Annotated in this window: 11 protein-coding genes and 1 pseudogene; 7 read left to right on the plus strand and 5 right to left on the minus strand. The window is 58.5% G+C overall.

Annotated elements, in window-relative coordinates; genetic code table 11:
- Window positions 1-38: 38 nt before the first annotated feature.
- Window positions 39-413, plus strand: a pseudogene (locus tag ACEK02_RS07825) (transposase); the annotation flags it as partial.
- 330 nt (window positions 414-743) lie between these two features.
- Here the strand turns inward: ACEK02_RS07825 and ACEK02_RS07830 are convergent.
- From ACEK02_RS07830 to ACEK02_RS07850, 5 genes are all read right to left on the minus strand, one after another.
- Complete coding sequence (locus tag ACEK02_RS07830; RefSeq protein WP_029995535.1) at window positions 744-2,387, minus strand: NAD(P)/FAD-dependent oxidoreductase; 1,644 nt, start codon at window positions 2,385-2,387, stop codon at window positions 744-746.
- A gap of 61 nt (window positions 2,388-2,448) precedes the next feature.
- The gene (locus ACEK02_RS07835) at window positions 2,449-3,291 is read right to left on the minus strand and encodes an alpha/beta hydrolase (protein WP_371421232.1); all 843 of its coding nucleotides are present in this window, start codon (window positions 3,289-3,291) and stop codon (window positions 2,449-2,451) included.
- A 228-nt stretch (window positions 3,292-3,519) separates the two neighbouring features.
- Window positions 3,520-4,725 carry a 3-oxoadipyl-CoA thiolase gene (gene pcaF, locus ACEK02_RS07840; protein WP_029995533.1) on the minus strand — a complete coding sequence of 402 codons (1,206 nt, stop codon included), beginning with the start codon at window positions 4,723-4,725 and terminating at the stop codon, window positions 3,520-3,522.
- A 22-nt stretch (window positions 4,726-4,747) separates the two neighbouring features.
- Window positions 4,748-6,817: an FAD-dependent oxidoreductase gene (locus ACEK02_RS07845; protein ID WP_223806615.1), complete on the minus strand. Its 2,070-nt coding sequence runs from the start codon at window positions 6,815-6,817 to the stop codon at window positions 4,748-4,750.
- Window positions 6,814-8,268, minus strand: a complete 1,455-nt coding sequence (locus tag ACEK02_RS07850; protein WP_029995531.1) for an NAD-dependent succinate-semialdehyde dehydrogenase — start codon at window positions 8,266-8,268, stop codon at window positions 6,814-6,816. Before ACEK02_RS07850 ends, ACEK02_RS07845 begins: the two co-directional genes overlap by 4 nt.
- A gap of 161 nt (window positions 8,269-8,429) precedes the next feature.
- Here ACEK02_RS07850 and ACEK02_RS07855 point away from each other — a divergent pair, with 161 nt between their 5' ends.
- The 6 genes from ACEK02_RS07855 to ACEK02_RS07880 form a co-directional block, all read left to right on the plus strand.
- Window positions 8,430-9,221: an IclR family transcriptional regulator gene (locus ACEK02_RS07855; RefSeq protein ID WP_029995530.1), complete on the plus strand. Its 792-nt coding sequence runs from the start codon at window positions 8,430-8,432 to the stop codon at window positions 9,219-9,221.
- A gap of 20 nt (window positions 9,222-9,241) precedes the next feature.
- Entirely contained in the window at window positions 9,242-10,402 is a 1,161-nt protein-coding gene (locus ACEK02_RS07860) for an acyl-CoA dehydrogenase family protein (protein WP_029995529.1), read from the plus strand.
- A gap of 29 nt (window positions 10,403-10,431) precedes the next feature.
- Window positions 10,432-11,586 (plus strand): iron-containing alcohol dehydrogenase, encoded by a 1,155-nt coding sequence (locus ACEK02_RS07865; protein ID WP_029995528.1) that lies wholly within the window; start codon window positions 10,432-10,434, stop codon window positions 11,584-11,586.
- The gene (locus ACEK02_RS07870) at window positions 11,583-12,791 is read left to right on the plus strand and encodes a CaiB/BaiF CoA-transferase family protein (protein ID WP_051170537.1); all 1,209 of its coding nucleotides are present in this window, start codon (window positions 11,583-11,585) and stop codon (window positions 12,789-12,791) included. Before ACEK02_RS07865 ends, ACEK02_RS07870 begins: the two co-directional genes overlap by 4 nt.
- Window positions 12,792-12,852: 61 nt before the next feature.
- A complete protein-coding gene (locus ACEK02_RS07875; RefSeq protein ID WP_081663831.1) occupies window positions 12,853-13,731 on the plus strand; it encodes a helix-turn-helix domain-containing protein in 879 nt (292 codons plus the stop codon).
- Window positions 13,732-13,824: 93 nt separating this feature from the next.
- Window positions 13,825-14,858, plus strand: a 1,034-nt coding sequence (locus tag ACEK02_RS07880; RefSeq protein ID WP_371421233.1) for an IS481 family transposase, incomplete at its 3' end; no start/stop codon positions are given.

Consider the following 14,858-nt stretch of genomic DNA (forward strand, 5'->3'; position numbering starts at 1 on the left):
TTGACAGTACATGAGCCCAATCTTGGAAACCGTGTCAGAGTTTGCAACAGAGCCCAGCCGAGCATATCTATGACACGCTCTACTGCGCGCGCGGCCAGACCGAAAGGCTGATCAAGCGCCACAAGGCTCAACTCGCTAGCGATCGCACCTCGTGCCGATCCGCCAACGCCAACCAGATGCGCCTCATCCTCCACACCGCTGTCTACTGGCTGATGTGGCGCATCCAACAGGAAATCCCCAAGACAGCCGCGCTCGCCACAGCCGAGTTCGCAACGCTACGCCTGCGGCTGCTCAAGGTCGCTGCCCGCGTCATCGAAACCTCCTCGCGTATCCATCTCGCCTTCGCGTCAGCCTGCCCGGACGCCGGCGTGTTCAAAGCCATCGCCACCATTCTCCGGCCAGCACCGACATAGCCAGTGCGGCAGTGCCGATGAAAGCCCGAGCCCTCGTCCATCAACCTCGAAAAGCCCATCGCTCCTGCTGCGGGGAAAAACGCCGGCGCCGGCGCTCGCCCAGATCACGCGGCAACCGACCCACCAAACCCTAAACACCCCAGTGCAGCGGGCTCATGAATAAGCCGGGCTAGAGGCGATGCCGCGAAATCGAGCCTTGATTGCTGACAACCCCTCGATCGACGGGCCACAAGCAGCGTGTCCCCCGCACGACCGAACCTGTCACGGCCTTGCGGGGGATGGGGAATGCAACAGTCCGGTCGTTCAGACGCGAACGAATTTCGATGGTCATCAAAGCGCGGTGGTTGCAGTCTGACGATCGAATATCATCGATTCGTAGCCCGAATTCCGTACCGATTGAAGTTCTGAACGGTAATTGCCGAGACCACCGAGATAAAACATCACTGCGTTTTTCTTGCCAGGAATGTTCGCCCCGAAAATCCACGATTCCGCCTTAGGGAACAGTGTCATGTTGGCAATTGTCCGGCAGGTTTCCACCCAGGCATCTTCGGCTTCCTGCGTCGGCTCGATAGTGGAGCGGCCGTCAGCTTCCATGGTTGCAATCGTGTCGGAAATCCATTCCACCTGGCTTTCGAGACTGGGAGGAAGGTTTGTGAATGGACCGTTGGGGCCCAGGATCATGAACATGTTCGGAAAGTCGGCTTCCATCATCCCGAGGTAACCCAGAGGGCCATCGGCCCACTTGTCCCGGATGGTGACGCCACCGCGTCCCCGAATATCGATCTTCGTATAGTTTCCATCGACCGCATCGAAACCTGTAGCGAAAATCACCGCGTCAAGTTCGTGTTCGATCCCACTGGCCAAGCGGATGCCTCTTGTCGTGAATTCTGCGATCGGATCGTCCTTGACGTCTGCCAGCGATACGTTTTTCCGGTTGTAAACACCGTAATAATCCGTCGCGCACAGCGGGCGCTTGGCATAGATATCGCCGGGCGTCAGTTTCCGGGCGATTTCTGGATCCTTCACGATCTTGGCAATTTTCCGCTTGATGAAGTTTGCCGCCGAGGTGTTAACCTCATCGCTGATCGCGACATCGTTGAAGGTCTCGAACATGAAGCGGAATCCACCACCGCGCTGCCACGCTTCCTCGAATACGCACTCCCGCTCGGCCTCGGGGACGTCGATTCCCGCAACGGTGCTCTCGACAAAACCGAAGGCGACATTCGAACTCTTTATCTGCTTCCAGATTTCGTCATAGTTGGCCTTGTAGGTATCGATCGTCTCAGTGTCTTCGGGCCAGTTTCCGATCGGAACGACGTATTGGGCAGATCGTTGGAATACGGTCAGGTGCTTTACCTGGGGCGCCAGGGCAATGATCACCTGAATTCCGGTTGAGCCCGTCCCGATTATGCCGACACGCTTTCCGCTGAGATCGACCCCTTCAGGCCACGCGCCTGTATGGTAAATGTCACCGGCATAGTCGTCGATGCCACAGAACGTCGGCTTGTTGATCGCCGAAAGAAGTCCCAGGCCGGTAATGAGATACTTGGCCGATGCCGTCTCACCCTTGTCCGTTACTACATGCCATAGCCCAGTCGCTTCGTCGAAACGGGTCGATACTATCTTGGTGTTGAACTGATAGCTGCTGCGCAAGTCGAAGCGGTCAGCGACATTGTTGAGATATTCCAAAATCTCGGGCTGAGTGAGATAGCGGGTCTGCCAGCTGCCTTGATCAAGGAGTTCCTTGTCGAATGAGAAGCGATAGCAGAAGCTCTCGGTATCCGAGAGCGCTCCCGGGTAACGATTCCAGTACCAGGTCCCTCCGACATCGCTCGCATTGTCATAGGCCTTTACGTGGAGACCCTGGTCATTACGCAGCTTGTGGACCGCATAGAGCCCTCCGAAGCCTCCGCCGATCACAATTGCGTCAAAGTCCGCGCCAGGGGTCTTTGTCGCGGTCACATTTCTGATCATATTTACCTCCAGCGCGGGATTTCCGCGCAAACCATTGTTGCAAGATGCGTTTTTCCGGCGGTCAAAGTGCGCGATACCACGCTGAGATCCTGAGCAATTCGTCGTCCGCCTCATGCGCGCGCCCGGCAAGGGCCGGAAAGACATGCTGCATTCCGGGGACGACCGAGAGGGTGACGGAAACGCCTGCGTTGCGAGCTTTTTCGCTCAACGACTCGGCATCGCTCAGCAATGCCTCGGCTCCACCGGCATTGATATAAAGCGGCGGGAAGCCCTGAAAGTCATTCTCGAGTGGATTGGCCAGCGGATCCAGCGGGTCCGCAGTGCCGCCAAGAAACATCGAGATCATGCCCTCGAGTATCTGGCGCCCGACAAGAGCGTCCGTCGCCGCGTTGGCTTCGAGTGTCGCGCCACGCAGCGCCATGTCCAGCCAGGGAGAAAAAGCTATGATGCTGCCCGGAAGTTGCCGGCCCAGCTCACGGAGCCGAAACGCAATGGCAATGGCGAGATTGCCGCCCGCACTGTCCCCCGCAGTCGTTATGAATCCAGGGTGGAAACCTCTTTCGATCAAACCGAGATATGCGGCGATCCCGTCTTCGATCTGGGCAGGGAACGGAAATTCGGGGGACCGCCGGTAATCGGGAATGAACGCAGTTACGCCCAGAGCGCTGGCAAGATGCCCTGCGAGCTTGCGATGACTATCTGCCGATCCCACGGCGAAACCTCCGCCGTGGGTGTAGAGAATGACGCGCGCGGAATCGGCGTCTTGCGGAAATGCCCATATTCCCGGGACTCCGCCGACTTCATCTGATTTGTAGCTTACGCCCTCGGGTTCACGTGCTGGTTTGCCCCACTCGTCGAACATACTGCGCAAATCGGCAATCGACATTGCGGGATTGGCGGCCATCCGGCTGCTCCAATCCTCGTACAATTCGCGCAGGAAATCTGCTTCCCGATTGTCCGCCATTTGGCCTCTCCATCCATCTTTTTTTGAACGCCCCAATCGATCGTTGTCCGAAACTTCGGGCGGCCGAGAGCTGATCCAGTGGAGAAGCTATGTCGTGCTTGGCTTCAGGTCTTGAATTTTACTGCGCGTTCCGTTGTCGTTTTTTGCGGCCACCCAGAGGCAGGTCTCCTAGACCCGCTCCAGCAGCAGCGCGCTTCCTTGTCCGACGCCCACGCACATAGACACAATGGCGTAGCGCCCGGTCCCTTGAGCAAGTTCAATCGCTGCGCTGCCCGTAATCCGTGCCCCGGACATGCCCAGCGGATGACCGAGCGCGATCGCTCCGCCGTTGGGATTTACGCGATGATCTTCATCATCCAGACCCAACGACCGCGTGCAGGCCAGCGCCTGGCTGGCAAAGGCTTCGTTCAGTTCGATCACGCCGATGTCGCCCATCGTCAGCGATTGCCGAGCGAGTATCTTTCTGATCGCCGGAACCGGACCGATACCCATGATCCGGGGAGGAACCCCAGCTGCCGCAGCGGTCACCACTCGGGCAAGGGGTGTCAGCCCATATCGACGAACAGCTTCCTTCGACGCCAGCAGCAATGCTGCGGCACCATCGTTCACCCCGGATGCGTTTCCTGCCGTGACGGTCCCGTCGGTACGCACGATTGGTCGTAGTCGAGCGAGGTCATCTATGGTCGTGTTCGGTTTCGGATGCTCGTCAGCGTCAATTATCGCGGCTTGCCCCCGCTTCACTGGGGCGCTGACCGCCACGATTTCCCGCGCCAATCGTCCGTTGCTGCCTGCTCTGGCAGCCTTGGCCTGCGACCGCAGGGCAAAGGCATCCTGATCGGTCCGCCCGATCGAATACTCCATCGCGACGTTTTCGGCGGTCTCGGGCATCGAGTCGACGCCATAGCTCGTCTGCATCGCCGGATTGACGAATCGCCATCCAATGGTCGTATCCTCCATGGCGACAGCGCGTGAGAACGCGGTTTCGGCTTTTAGCTGAACAAACGGGGCTCGACTCATGCTCTCCACGCCGCCAGCGATCACAAGCTGGAGTTCACCGCACCGTATCGACCGGGCACCAGTGATAACCGCCTCAAGACCTGAGGCGCAAAGGCGATTCAGGGTCAGGCCGGGAACTTCCTCGGGTAGGCCCGCGAGCAGGGCAGCCATGCGGGCCACGTTTCGGTTGTCCTCGCCTGCCTGATTTGCGCAGCCAAGCAGGACCTCATCGATCTCGACCAGGTCGATCGACCGATTTCGCTCGATCAGGGATCTGATCGGAACAGCGGCCAGATCGTCGGCGCGTACCCTGGCAAGGGCCCCGCCGTGGCGGCCGATCGGCGTGCGGATGAAATCGCAGATGAACACATCAGCCATGTCTTCAGACCTATCTTCAAGTTCAGGCATCCGCGAACGACCTGGCGTCGCGAACCAGGTTCGTGATCAGTGAAGGGACTCTCCAGCCCAGAGGGTCGGCGGACGAAAACTCGGTGATCCTTGCAACCACGCAAGCCGGAGTCAATGTGTCCGCGTGATACATCAGTCCCCCTCGCCAGCGAGGGAATCCGTAGCCATGAACCAAGACCAGATCGATGTCCTGTGTCGAGGCGGCGATTCCTTCTTCAAGAATAAGGCAGGCTTCGACGATCATGGACGTGATAATTCGATCGACAATCTGCGCCTCACTCAAAGTCCGACGGGCAAAGCCTTCTTTCGCCGAGATCGCCACGATGAGGTCTTCGACCAAGGCGGACGGCCGGAGCCGACCCGCGTCATCGTAATCATACCAGCCAGCCATCGATTTACGGCCAAGTCTACCATGCTCTTCGACCAGGCACTCGAGTATGGGAAGCATTCTTGCGTCGGCGCGGCCGTCCAGGCGTTGTCGCTGGCGATTGGCATATGCAATATCGAGACCCGACATGTCCTGGGCTTCATAGGGGCCCATGGCCATGCCGAATCCCCGCATTGCCGCATCGATGCTCGACGGTGTTGCGCCCTCGGCAAGAAGGATGTCCGCCGTTTGGCGATATCGGGTCAGTATCCGGTTTCCGATGAAGCCATCGCACACACCGGCCACGACCGGCACTTTGCCTAGCATCCTGGCGAGCGCGATGCCCACGCCAAGAGTTTCCGGAGCCGTTCTGCCACCACGCACGATCTCGAGCAGTTTCATCACGTGCGCAGGACTGAAGAAGTGCAATCCCAGGAAGCGCGCGGGCTCGGGAACACTTTCCGCCAGAAGATCGACATCCAGGTACGAGGTATTCGTTGCGAGAATTGTCGAAGGCGGCAGATTGTCACCAAGGGCTGCAAAGATAGCCTTTTTGACAGCGAAATTCTCGAACACGGCTTCGATGGCGATGTCAGCCGCCCCGAGATTTTCGAGCCCCACCACCACGTTCGTCAAACTGCTGATACTGTTAGCCTCTTTCTCGGTCAGGACCCCCTTCTTTGTGCCTTGTTCGACCAGCCCCGAGAATCGCCGCCGGGCATCTGCTGCCCGCTGGGCATCCATCTCGACCAAGGTCACCGTGATTGAGGCTCGGGCAAGGGCGTAGGCTATGCTCGCGCCCATATTCCCCCCGCCTACGACAATCGCCCGTTCGATCGGACGGTCTGGTCTTGGGTAACATGACCGGGTTGAAGCGGCGCGCTCGGCGAAGAAGATGTGGCGCAATGCCTTGGCCTGATCGGATCCGCGAAGTTCGAGGAAGGCCTCCCGCTCGCGATTCATCCCGACATCAAGGTCCCAGTCGGTACTCCCGGCCACCAGTTCCAGCGCGCGCTCGGGGGCCTTCTGCCCTCGGGCGCGGCGGGCAGCATCCCTGGCAATGGCCGACACCGCATCTGGATGTGCCGCTGGCGCGGGACGCCGGTCGGCGACCAGCATGGTATCGAGTTGATTCCGGTCCATGCCGAGAGCGGCGGCGACGGGATCGGATGCAACACTATCGACAAGTCCGATATCATGCGCCTCCCGTGCCGACAGCAGCCTTCCGTGCACAATCATGTCGAGCGCGTGGGGGATGCCCACAATACGGGGCAGACGCTGCGTTCCACCAGCGCCCGGCACTACCCCGAGCGTCACTTCGGGCAGGCCCAGCCGGGCCGAAGGTGCGGCAACCCTGCACCGGCAGGCCAGCGCAATCTCGAGGCCTCCGCCAAGCGCGCTCCCATTGATCGCAGCGATGGTCGGCACGGAGAGTTGCGCGATCTCCCGCAGCACGTCGTTCAAATGCGGCTCTATCGGAGCATCGCCAAATTCCCGGGCATCGGCCCCGGCCACGAACGCCTTGCCTGCCCCGGTTATGACAATTCGCTCGGGATCGCTGGCGGCGGCCGTGCGTATCGCCGCAAGCAGGGCGGCACGTACCGCAGCCTTCAGGAGGTTGAGCGGAGGATTGTCGATGGTCAGAAGCGCAACACGATTTCGCCACTCGATCCGCACCAGTTGCCCATCGCTCACGCACAAACTCCTGCGAAACGCGAAACGAATTTCGTGTTGAGGTAGCCATCGAAAGTCTCGCTGCCGCCTTCGGTGCCATATCCACTGTCACGGACCCCTCCGAACGGGGTTTCGGGCAAGGCCAGTCCAAAATGATTGATGCTGACCATGCCGGCCTGCAGGCATGCCGCAGCGCGGTCCGCGCGTTCAAGCGAGTTGGTGAAGACATAGGACGCCAGGCCGAACGGCAATGCGTTTGCCCGATCGATGGCATCGCTCATGTCGTCAAAGCGCGAAACCACGGCGATGGGGCCAAAAGGTTCATCCCGCATCAGCGCGATACGATCGTCCGCAGTATCGACGATAGTCGGTGCGAAGAAATAGCCCGCATTCCCCTGTCGTGTGCCGCCGGCAAGGATGGCGGCTCCACCGGCGCGCGCGTCGTCGACCAGGCGTTCCATTTCGGCAATCCGCCGGGCGTGACACACTGGCCCCATCTGGATATCGGGCTCAAGGCCGTCACCCACTTTGACCGTCGCAAAGGCATCAACCAGAGCTGCGACAAAGCGTTTGTGAACGCTCGCCTGCACAAAGAACCTGGTCGGCGATATGCAGACCTGTCCTGCGTTGCGCAGCTTGTTGCCGGCCAGCACCCTTGCGGTCGCCTCGGCGTCTGCATCATCGAAAATCAGGACAGGCGCATGACCGCCAAGTTCCATCGTGGCGCGCTTCATGTGACGACCAGCGAGTTCGGCAAGGCTCTTGCCGACTTCGACCGATCCGGTGAAGGTGATCTTGCGAACATCGGGATGGGCCACCAATGTTTCTGAAATCATTGCGGCATTGCCCCAGACGAGATTGAGGCATCCATCAGGCAATCCCGCTTCCTGCAGATAGCGGGCGATGGCCATACACGCAGACGGGGCTTCCGCAGGGCCTTTCAGGATCATTGTGCAACCGCAGGCCAATGCTGCGGCAACCTTTCGCACTGCCTGGCTCAAAGGGAAGTTCCATGGCGTGATTGCCAGGCAGACGCCCACCGGTTCCCGCAGAACCTGCTGCTGTACAGCAGGGGATCGCGATGGGATTATGCGACCGTAGATGCGACGCCCTTCTTCGGCGTGCCAATCGATATGATCGGCCGAAGAACGCACTTCAACAATCGCTTCGGCCAATGGCTTTCCCTCGTCGAGGGTAATGGCGGCTGCAATTGCCTGTTCGTTCTCACGAAGCAGATTGGCAAACCTGCGCAGTATGGCGCTGCGATCAAGCGGCGAAAGCTGCCGCCACCCTTCGAATGCCACGCGGGCCGATCTCACCGAAGCCTCGAGATCATCGGGCGTCGCTTTCGCGATAAGCCCGATCTGCTGGGCGGTCGCCGGGTTGATGACGGGCTGGGTTTCGCGCTCTTCCGGGCCGATCCACGTGCCTGCGATGAACAGTGCGATGTCTGCATAGTCATGTTGAGTCATAACAATCCTCTTCACCGTCGAGTTTTGGCAACCACGCGGAACTGGACAAACCCGATTTTATTCCGCTCTGCGGAAATATATTCCGCAATATTGACAAACCTCTTACTACCAGTGTAGAGACATTTCAAGTCGGCAACGGCCGGGGTGAGAGGAGTATTGCGGTGCGACCGCGCAAGGAGCTTTCAAAACAGGAAGGTACGGACCGCGATTTCGTGGTTGCCCTGGCGCGTGGACTCGAGGTCTTGCGCGCTTTCCGCAGGGAGGGTGAGGCGCTGGGCAACGGCGATTTTGCCGCTCGGACCGGCTTGAGCAAATCGACCATATCGAGATTGACTTATACGCTGCACCGCCTTGGCTACCTCAGCTTCGACCCGGAAACAGCCCGATACCGCCTCGCCCCGCCGGTACTTTCGCTGGGATTCTCATGCCTTGCCGGATTGCCGGTCATAGATCTGGCCAAGCCGTACATGCAGGAACTTGCAGACTATTCGGGCATGCCTGTTGCGCTGGCAGGCAGGGATCGCCTGACGATGATATACTTGGAGCGTTGCCGCGGCTCGAACCCGATCACGCTCGCGATCGACGTGGGAGCCCATATCAAACTGGCGACCACGGCCGTGGGCCGCGCCTTTCTGGCGGGGATATCCGAAGAGCGCAGATCTGAAATTATCGAGGACATCCGCCACCACGAGGGTCAGGCATGGCCGGCAATCGAGAGAGGGATAAATGATGCTCTCGAGACCTACGCCAAACACGGATACTGCCTCTCGATCGGCGAATGGAAGGCGGATGTGAACTCCGTTGCCGTGCCCTTCATCCCTGCAAACGGTGCGCCCGTTCTGGCCTTCAATTGCGGCGGGGCGGCATCTCATCTGACTCGCGACTGGATCGAAACCGACATTGCTGCCCGGCTGATTGAACTTGTCCGCAACGTCAGCGCCATTTCGCCCTGAGCCTTTAGGAAGCCCATTTCATGTCAATGGACAACGAAACTCTTTCACAGTTCCTGGACACGCTGGATCGCTTTGTTCGCGAGCGGCTCATTCCGTGCGAAACCGAGGTGGCCGAGAATGATGCAATTCCCCAGGCTCTTGCCGAGGAAATCCGGAACATGGGTCTTTTCGGCATGTCGATACCCGAGGCGTTTGGTGGCCTCGGCCTGACCATGTCCGAAGAGGTAAAGGCGGCATTTATTCTTGGTCAAGCATCTCCCGCATTCCGATCTCTGTTCGGCACGAACAACGGCATTGGATCGCAGGGTATCATCATTGACGGCACGCCTGAGCAAAGGGAGCACTACCTGCCTCGCCTAGCCACGGGCGAATTGATTTCATCCTTTGCCCTGACAGAGCCCGATGCTGGCTCCGACGCTGGCTCACTTTCCACATCCGCGAAGCGGGACAGCGAGCACTTTGTGATAAATGGCACCAAGCGCTATATTACCAACGCTCCGCTGGCAGGGTTATTTACGGTGTTCGCCCGTACCAAGCCGGGAACCAAAGGTTCCTCCGGGGTCACCGCCTTCCTCGTGGACGGGACTACCCCTGGTATCTCGTTCGGTGCACGCGATCGCAAGATGGGACAGAAGGGATCGCAGACCTGCGATGTGATCTTCCAGGATGTGCGTGTGCATGAATCGTCGATCATCGGCGGGCCTGAATTCGAAAACAAAGGGTTTCGGACAGCGATGAAGGTCCTTGATCGCGGCCGCTTACACATATCAGCTATATGCGTCGGGGCCGCCGAGCGGCTGATCAAGGAAAGCCTCGCTTACGCCCTGGAGCGTAAGCAGTTCGGTGAACCCCTAGCCGAAAAGCAGCTTATTCAGGCCATGCTGGCTGACAGCAAGGCCGAGGCTTTTGCCGCACGATGCATGATCGAGGAAACCGCTCGTCGGCGCGACGCGGGCCAGGACGTGTCAACCGACGCGGCGTGCTGCAAGATGTTCGCCAGCGAGATGGTCGGCCGGGTCGCGGATCGCGCAGTCCAGATTCATGGCGGCGCGGGCTATATGTCTGAATACCCGGTGGAGCGGTTCTACCGCGATGTGCGCCTGTTCCGTATCTACGAAGGCACCACCCAAATTCAACAACTGATAATCGCCCGAAACATGATCAAGGAAGCCGCCTTCTGATCGGAGCAACTTCCTCACCGGAGAAACTTATGGACCTCAACTTCCTGTCTTGTCCGCGCATTATTTGCAAAGCGGGATCGCTGTCCCAAGTCGGTGACCTCGTCTGCGAGCTGGGAGGCAGCCGAGTCCTGCTCGTCACCGATCCTGGCATTGTGGCTTGTGGATTTTCCGAACAGGCCATGTCCAGCCTCGGTGCGGCAGGCATCGCGGTCGAGATTTTTGACCGCGTAGCAGCAGATCCGCCCATGGCAATCGTCTCGGAAGCTGTTGGATTCGCCAAATCGTTCGGAGCCGACGCAATTATCGGCCTAGGTGGAGGAAGCTCCCTCGATACGGCCAAGGTGGTCGCGCTGGCAGCGGCGAGCGGCCAGACTATCGACGGCATGATTGGTGTCGGCAAAGCAATCGGCCAAAGGCTTCCACTCATCCAGATTCCCACAACCGCCGGCACTGGCTCGGAAGTGACGTCGGTTTCCGTCTTGACCAGTGCCAAACAGGAAAAGCTGGCTGTTTACGCGCCGCAACTGCTTCCAGACATTGCGCTGCTGGACGCAGCGCTTACACTCGGCATGCCTCGCAAGATCACGGCAGCGACCGCACTCGATGCCATGGTCCACGCCATCGAGGCTTCGACGAGCAGGACTCGCAAGAATTTGATTTCCGACGGTCTGGCAGACAAGGCCCTTTCGCTCCTGGGGCAAAACTTGCCGCGCGTCCTCGACACCCCATCGGATCTAGCCGCACGCGAAGCAATGTTGCTGGGCGCAACCCTTGCAGGCATGGCATTCATCAACGCCAGCGTGGGTTCGATCCATGCACTATCGTACCCGCTGGGAAGCCATTTTCACGTGCCGCATGGACATGGCAATGCTCTGGTTGCTGCACCAGTGATGCGCTTCAATCTGGTAGTCGCAGAAGCTGAATACGCGCATCTTGCCAAGGTATTCTTGCCGAATCGGACCTTTGCAAGCAACGCGGAGGCTGCCAATAGTCTCATTTCGGCAATGGAGGAAATGTTCGCAGCGAGCGGTCTGGAAACGCGGCTATCGCAGCTGGGCATTTCTGCCGATGCCGTTCCGGCGATGGCGCGCGAAGTCACCACGGGACTTACTCGCCTGATAGCCAACAATCCTTGCGACATGTCTTATGATGATGTCGTGTCACTATACGAAAACGTGCTATGACCTCGGGTCCCCTCACAGGAATCCGTGTCGTTGACCTCAGCCGTGTTCTCGGCGGACCATACTGCACGCAAGTTCTCGCCGACTACGGCGCCGACATCATCAAGATCGAACCACCTCAAGGAGACGAGACGCGAGGATGGGGCCCTCCATTCAAGGATGGTCTCAGCGCCTATTTTTCGGGCGCAAATCGCAACAAGCGATCGATCGGCATCGACGTTGGCAAGCCCGAAGGACGCACGGTCGTGCTCAAGCTGCTGGAGAGCGCGGATGTGCTGGTCCACAACTTCAAGAGCGGGACTTTGGAAAAATGGGGGCTGGGCTACGATCAAGTGCTTCAAGCGCTGTTCCCGAAGCTTGTCCTTTGTCATGTGACGGGCTTCGGCGCTGACGGTCCCCTGGGCGGACATCCGGGTTATGACGCGGTGGTCCAAGCAATGACCGGATTGATGAGCATCAACGGCGACCCCGGAAACGGGCCGGTCCGTATGGGCACTCCGGTGGTTGATATCGGGACCGGCCTTATTGCCTGCAATGCAATCCTTGCCGCATTGATCGAGCGCGGCAGATCGGGGCTTGGCCAGAAAATCGAGGTTCCGCTCTACGACTGTGCGATCAGCATGCTGCATCCTCAGGCCGCCAACGCCCTGATGTCAGGCAAAATTCCGGTAGCAACGGGCAACGGACATCCGAACATCGTGCCTTATGACATGTTTGAGACGCGCACCGGAAAGATCTATCTTGCCGTTGGCAACAATGGCCAGTTCGCCAAACTTTGTGCAGTTTTGAAACGCCCGGATATTGCCGTGGACGCCCGCTTCGTCGATAATGCCGCAAGAATCGCGCATCGCAGGGAACTTGGCGAGTTGCTGACGCAATGCCTTGCCGAGCTTGAGGCCGAAACTCTCGAACATATGCTGCTGAATGCCGGCGTGCCGACAGGCGTTGTGCGCAACGTGAGCGAGGCGCTGGCGCATCCCCATACCATTCACCGAAACATGGTGGTGAAGATGGGCAATTACAGCGGCACGGGAATTCCGGCACTGTTCGGCCGGACGCCCGGGTCTATCCGCAGTGCACCGCCAAGCTTCGGGCAGGACAGCCGGTGCATTCTGCTTGAATCTGGGTACAGCGAAGCTCAAATTGCACAGATGGAAGAGCAAGCCATAGTGTTTGGTGCAGGAGAGAACGAAACTGGCCAGGTTTGAAATGGCCGATCTCGACTGAGATTTTTCCAATCACCATGCGCTCTGGGTTGGGGGGTGAGCCATGAATGATCTAATTCCGCCAGAAGATATCACGAAATGGATTCCTGGACGCAAAACGATCGACAGCACTGCACAAGGCTGGCGCGGATTAACATTAATGGGTTATCGTTACGCTGGCCTCGAAGTCGAGATTCCGCCGATGCGGGATTATATGATCGTGGTCTATCAAGACGCCGATACCAGCATGCGCCGTCGTTGCAATGGCCCTTGGCAAACCGAGAAACTTCGGCCGGGCTCCATTTCCCTGCTCACACGGGGTGAACAATCGACGTGGCAATGGGACGATGCGATCAACGTCAGGCATATCTATCTTGGCCATAGTGCGATCAGCGAAACCGCTGCCCAAATATTTGACCGGGACCTCGCGAGCATCGATATTGCAGACCGTGTTTGTACGACGGATAATATGATCCAATTCTGTCTAAATATGCTTGAACAGGAATACAGTGGTTTTGGAGTAGGCGAGTGCCTCTTCATTGATGCATTACGAACGCAACTTGCAGTCCACCTGATCAGAAACTATGCTGATATTGCAATAAAGGAAACTCATATTGGTACTTTAGGATCAAATTTGCGGAAGGTGGTTTCAGAGTACATCGAGGAATCGCTAGGCGATCGAATTCATCTCGAGGATTTGGCATCGATCGCGGGATTAAGCCCGTTTCATTTTTCCCGAAGGTTCAAGCTCGAATTCGGCGTGACACCACATGCATTCGTAATTCAACGAAAAATTAAGAAAGCAAAGGCATTGCTTCTCAAACGGGATCTGCCTTTGAAAGCGATTGCGGCTGATTGCGGTTTCTCCGATCAAAGCCATATGAACAGAACATTCAGAAAGGTGTTAGGCATTACACCAGCGGAATATCGCCGATCTGCCTAGCTGTCTGGTTGCGACACATCATTGGGACATGGTAAGTAGCGCCATCGCGGATCACGCGTGGCGCTTTGCCGCTTTTGCTGATGAGGTTTCGTGATGGTGCAAATACATCCACAAGCCCGGACCACTCCTGCTGTGAGGGCGGAAATTGCCCGTTCCACCGAGCGGACCAGTGTCGTGGCCAAGCGCTATGGCATCAGCGACGAGACGGTCCGCAAGTGGCGCAGACGCGGCGAGCAGGCGGTCCAGGATCGCTCAAGCCGTCCCACGCGCCTGGCTTGGCGCATGAACGAGGAAGAGCGTGCCATTATCTGCGCTGTGCGCAAGGCGACAGGCTTCGCCCTAGATGATCTCACCTTCGTGCTCCGGCACTTCCTGCCACACCTCAACCGCAACAGCATCTATCGGGTGCTCAAGGCCGAGGGGCTTAATCGACGACCGCCCAAGCCCGCGGCGCAGCCACGCAAAGGGCAAGGCCGCTTCCAGGATTATGACCTGGGCTTTGTCCACATCGACGTGAAACATCTGCCAAAGCTGCGCACTGCGGACGGCGAGATCCGCAAGCGCTTCCTTTATGTGGCCATCGATCGCTGCTCGCGGTTCGTCCATCTCGACGTCTACGACGCCGAAAATGCCGCCAACGCCATCACCTTCCTCAAGGCCGCCAGGAGAGCGTTCCCGTTCCGCATCACCCATGTCCTGACCGACCGGGGATCTTGCTTCACCGCTGACGATTTTGAACAAGCCTGCGCGAAGATGAGGATCAATCATCGCACGACGCGGCCCTATACACCCCAGACCAACGGCATGGTCGAACGCTTCAATGGCCGCATCGCCAGCGAGGTGCTCGGCATCAACGTCGCCGGCCATGCCGATCTCGAAATCCTGCTAACCGGCTTCAACCGTGCCTACAACCGGCGACGACAGCGCGTGCTCCAAGGCAGTTCACCACGCCAGATGGTAGAGAAACGCATCGGCTTGATGCCCTCGCTAGCCAATCCTCTTTACAACCCTAAGGCGCCGGACGATCTTATGGCTAAGGTCGACGACATCTTGTATTATGCCAATGATGTGTCGGGCTCTGTTGCAAACATGGGGCACGGCCGCGCGGCGTCACCCAGTTGGGGGAT

This window comes from Tardiphaga sp., from assembly GCF_041424195.1.
Classification (GTDB): Bacteria; Pseudomonadota; Alphaproteobacteria; order Rhizobiales; family Xanthobacteraceae; genus Tardiphaga.

Coding starts and splice junctions, on each gene's coding strand:
- ACEK02_RS07830 (WP_029995535.1), bottom strand. CDS start 2,387: ATGATCAGAAATGTGACCGCGACAAAGACCCCTGGCGCGGACTTTGAC.
- ACEK02_RS07835 (WP_371421232.1), bottom strand. CDS start 3,291: ATGGCCGCCAATCCCGCAATGTCGATTGCCGATTTGCGCAGTATGTTC.
- pcaF (WP_029995533.1), bottom strand. CDS start 4,725: ATGGCTGATGTGTTCATCTGCGATTTCATCCGCACGCCGATCGGCCGC.
- ACEK02_RS07850 (WP_029995531.1), bottom strand. CDS start 8,268: ATGACTCAACATGACTATGCAGACATCGCACTGTTCATCGCAGGCACG.
- ACEK02_RS07860 (WP_029995529.1), top strand. CDS start 9,242: ATGTCAATGGACAACGAAACTCTTTCACAGTTCCTGGACACGCTGGAT.
- ACEK02_RS07865 (WP_029995528.1), top strand. CDS start 10,432: ATGGACCTCAACTTCCTGTCTTGTCCGCGCATTATTTGCAAAGCGGGA.
- ACEK02_RS07870 (WP_051170537.1), top strand. CDS start 11,583: ATGACCTCGGGTCCCCTCACAGGAATCCGTGTCGTTGACCTCAGCCGT.
- ACEK02_RS07875 (WP_081663831.1), top strand. CDS start 12,853: ATGAATGATCTAATTCCGCCAGAAGATATCACGAAATGGATTCCTGGA.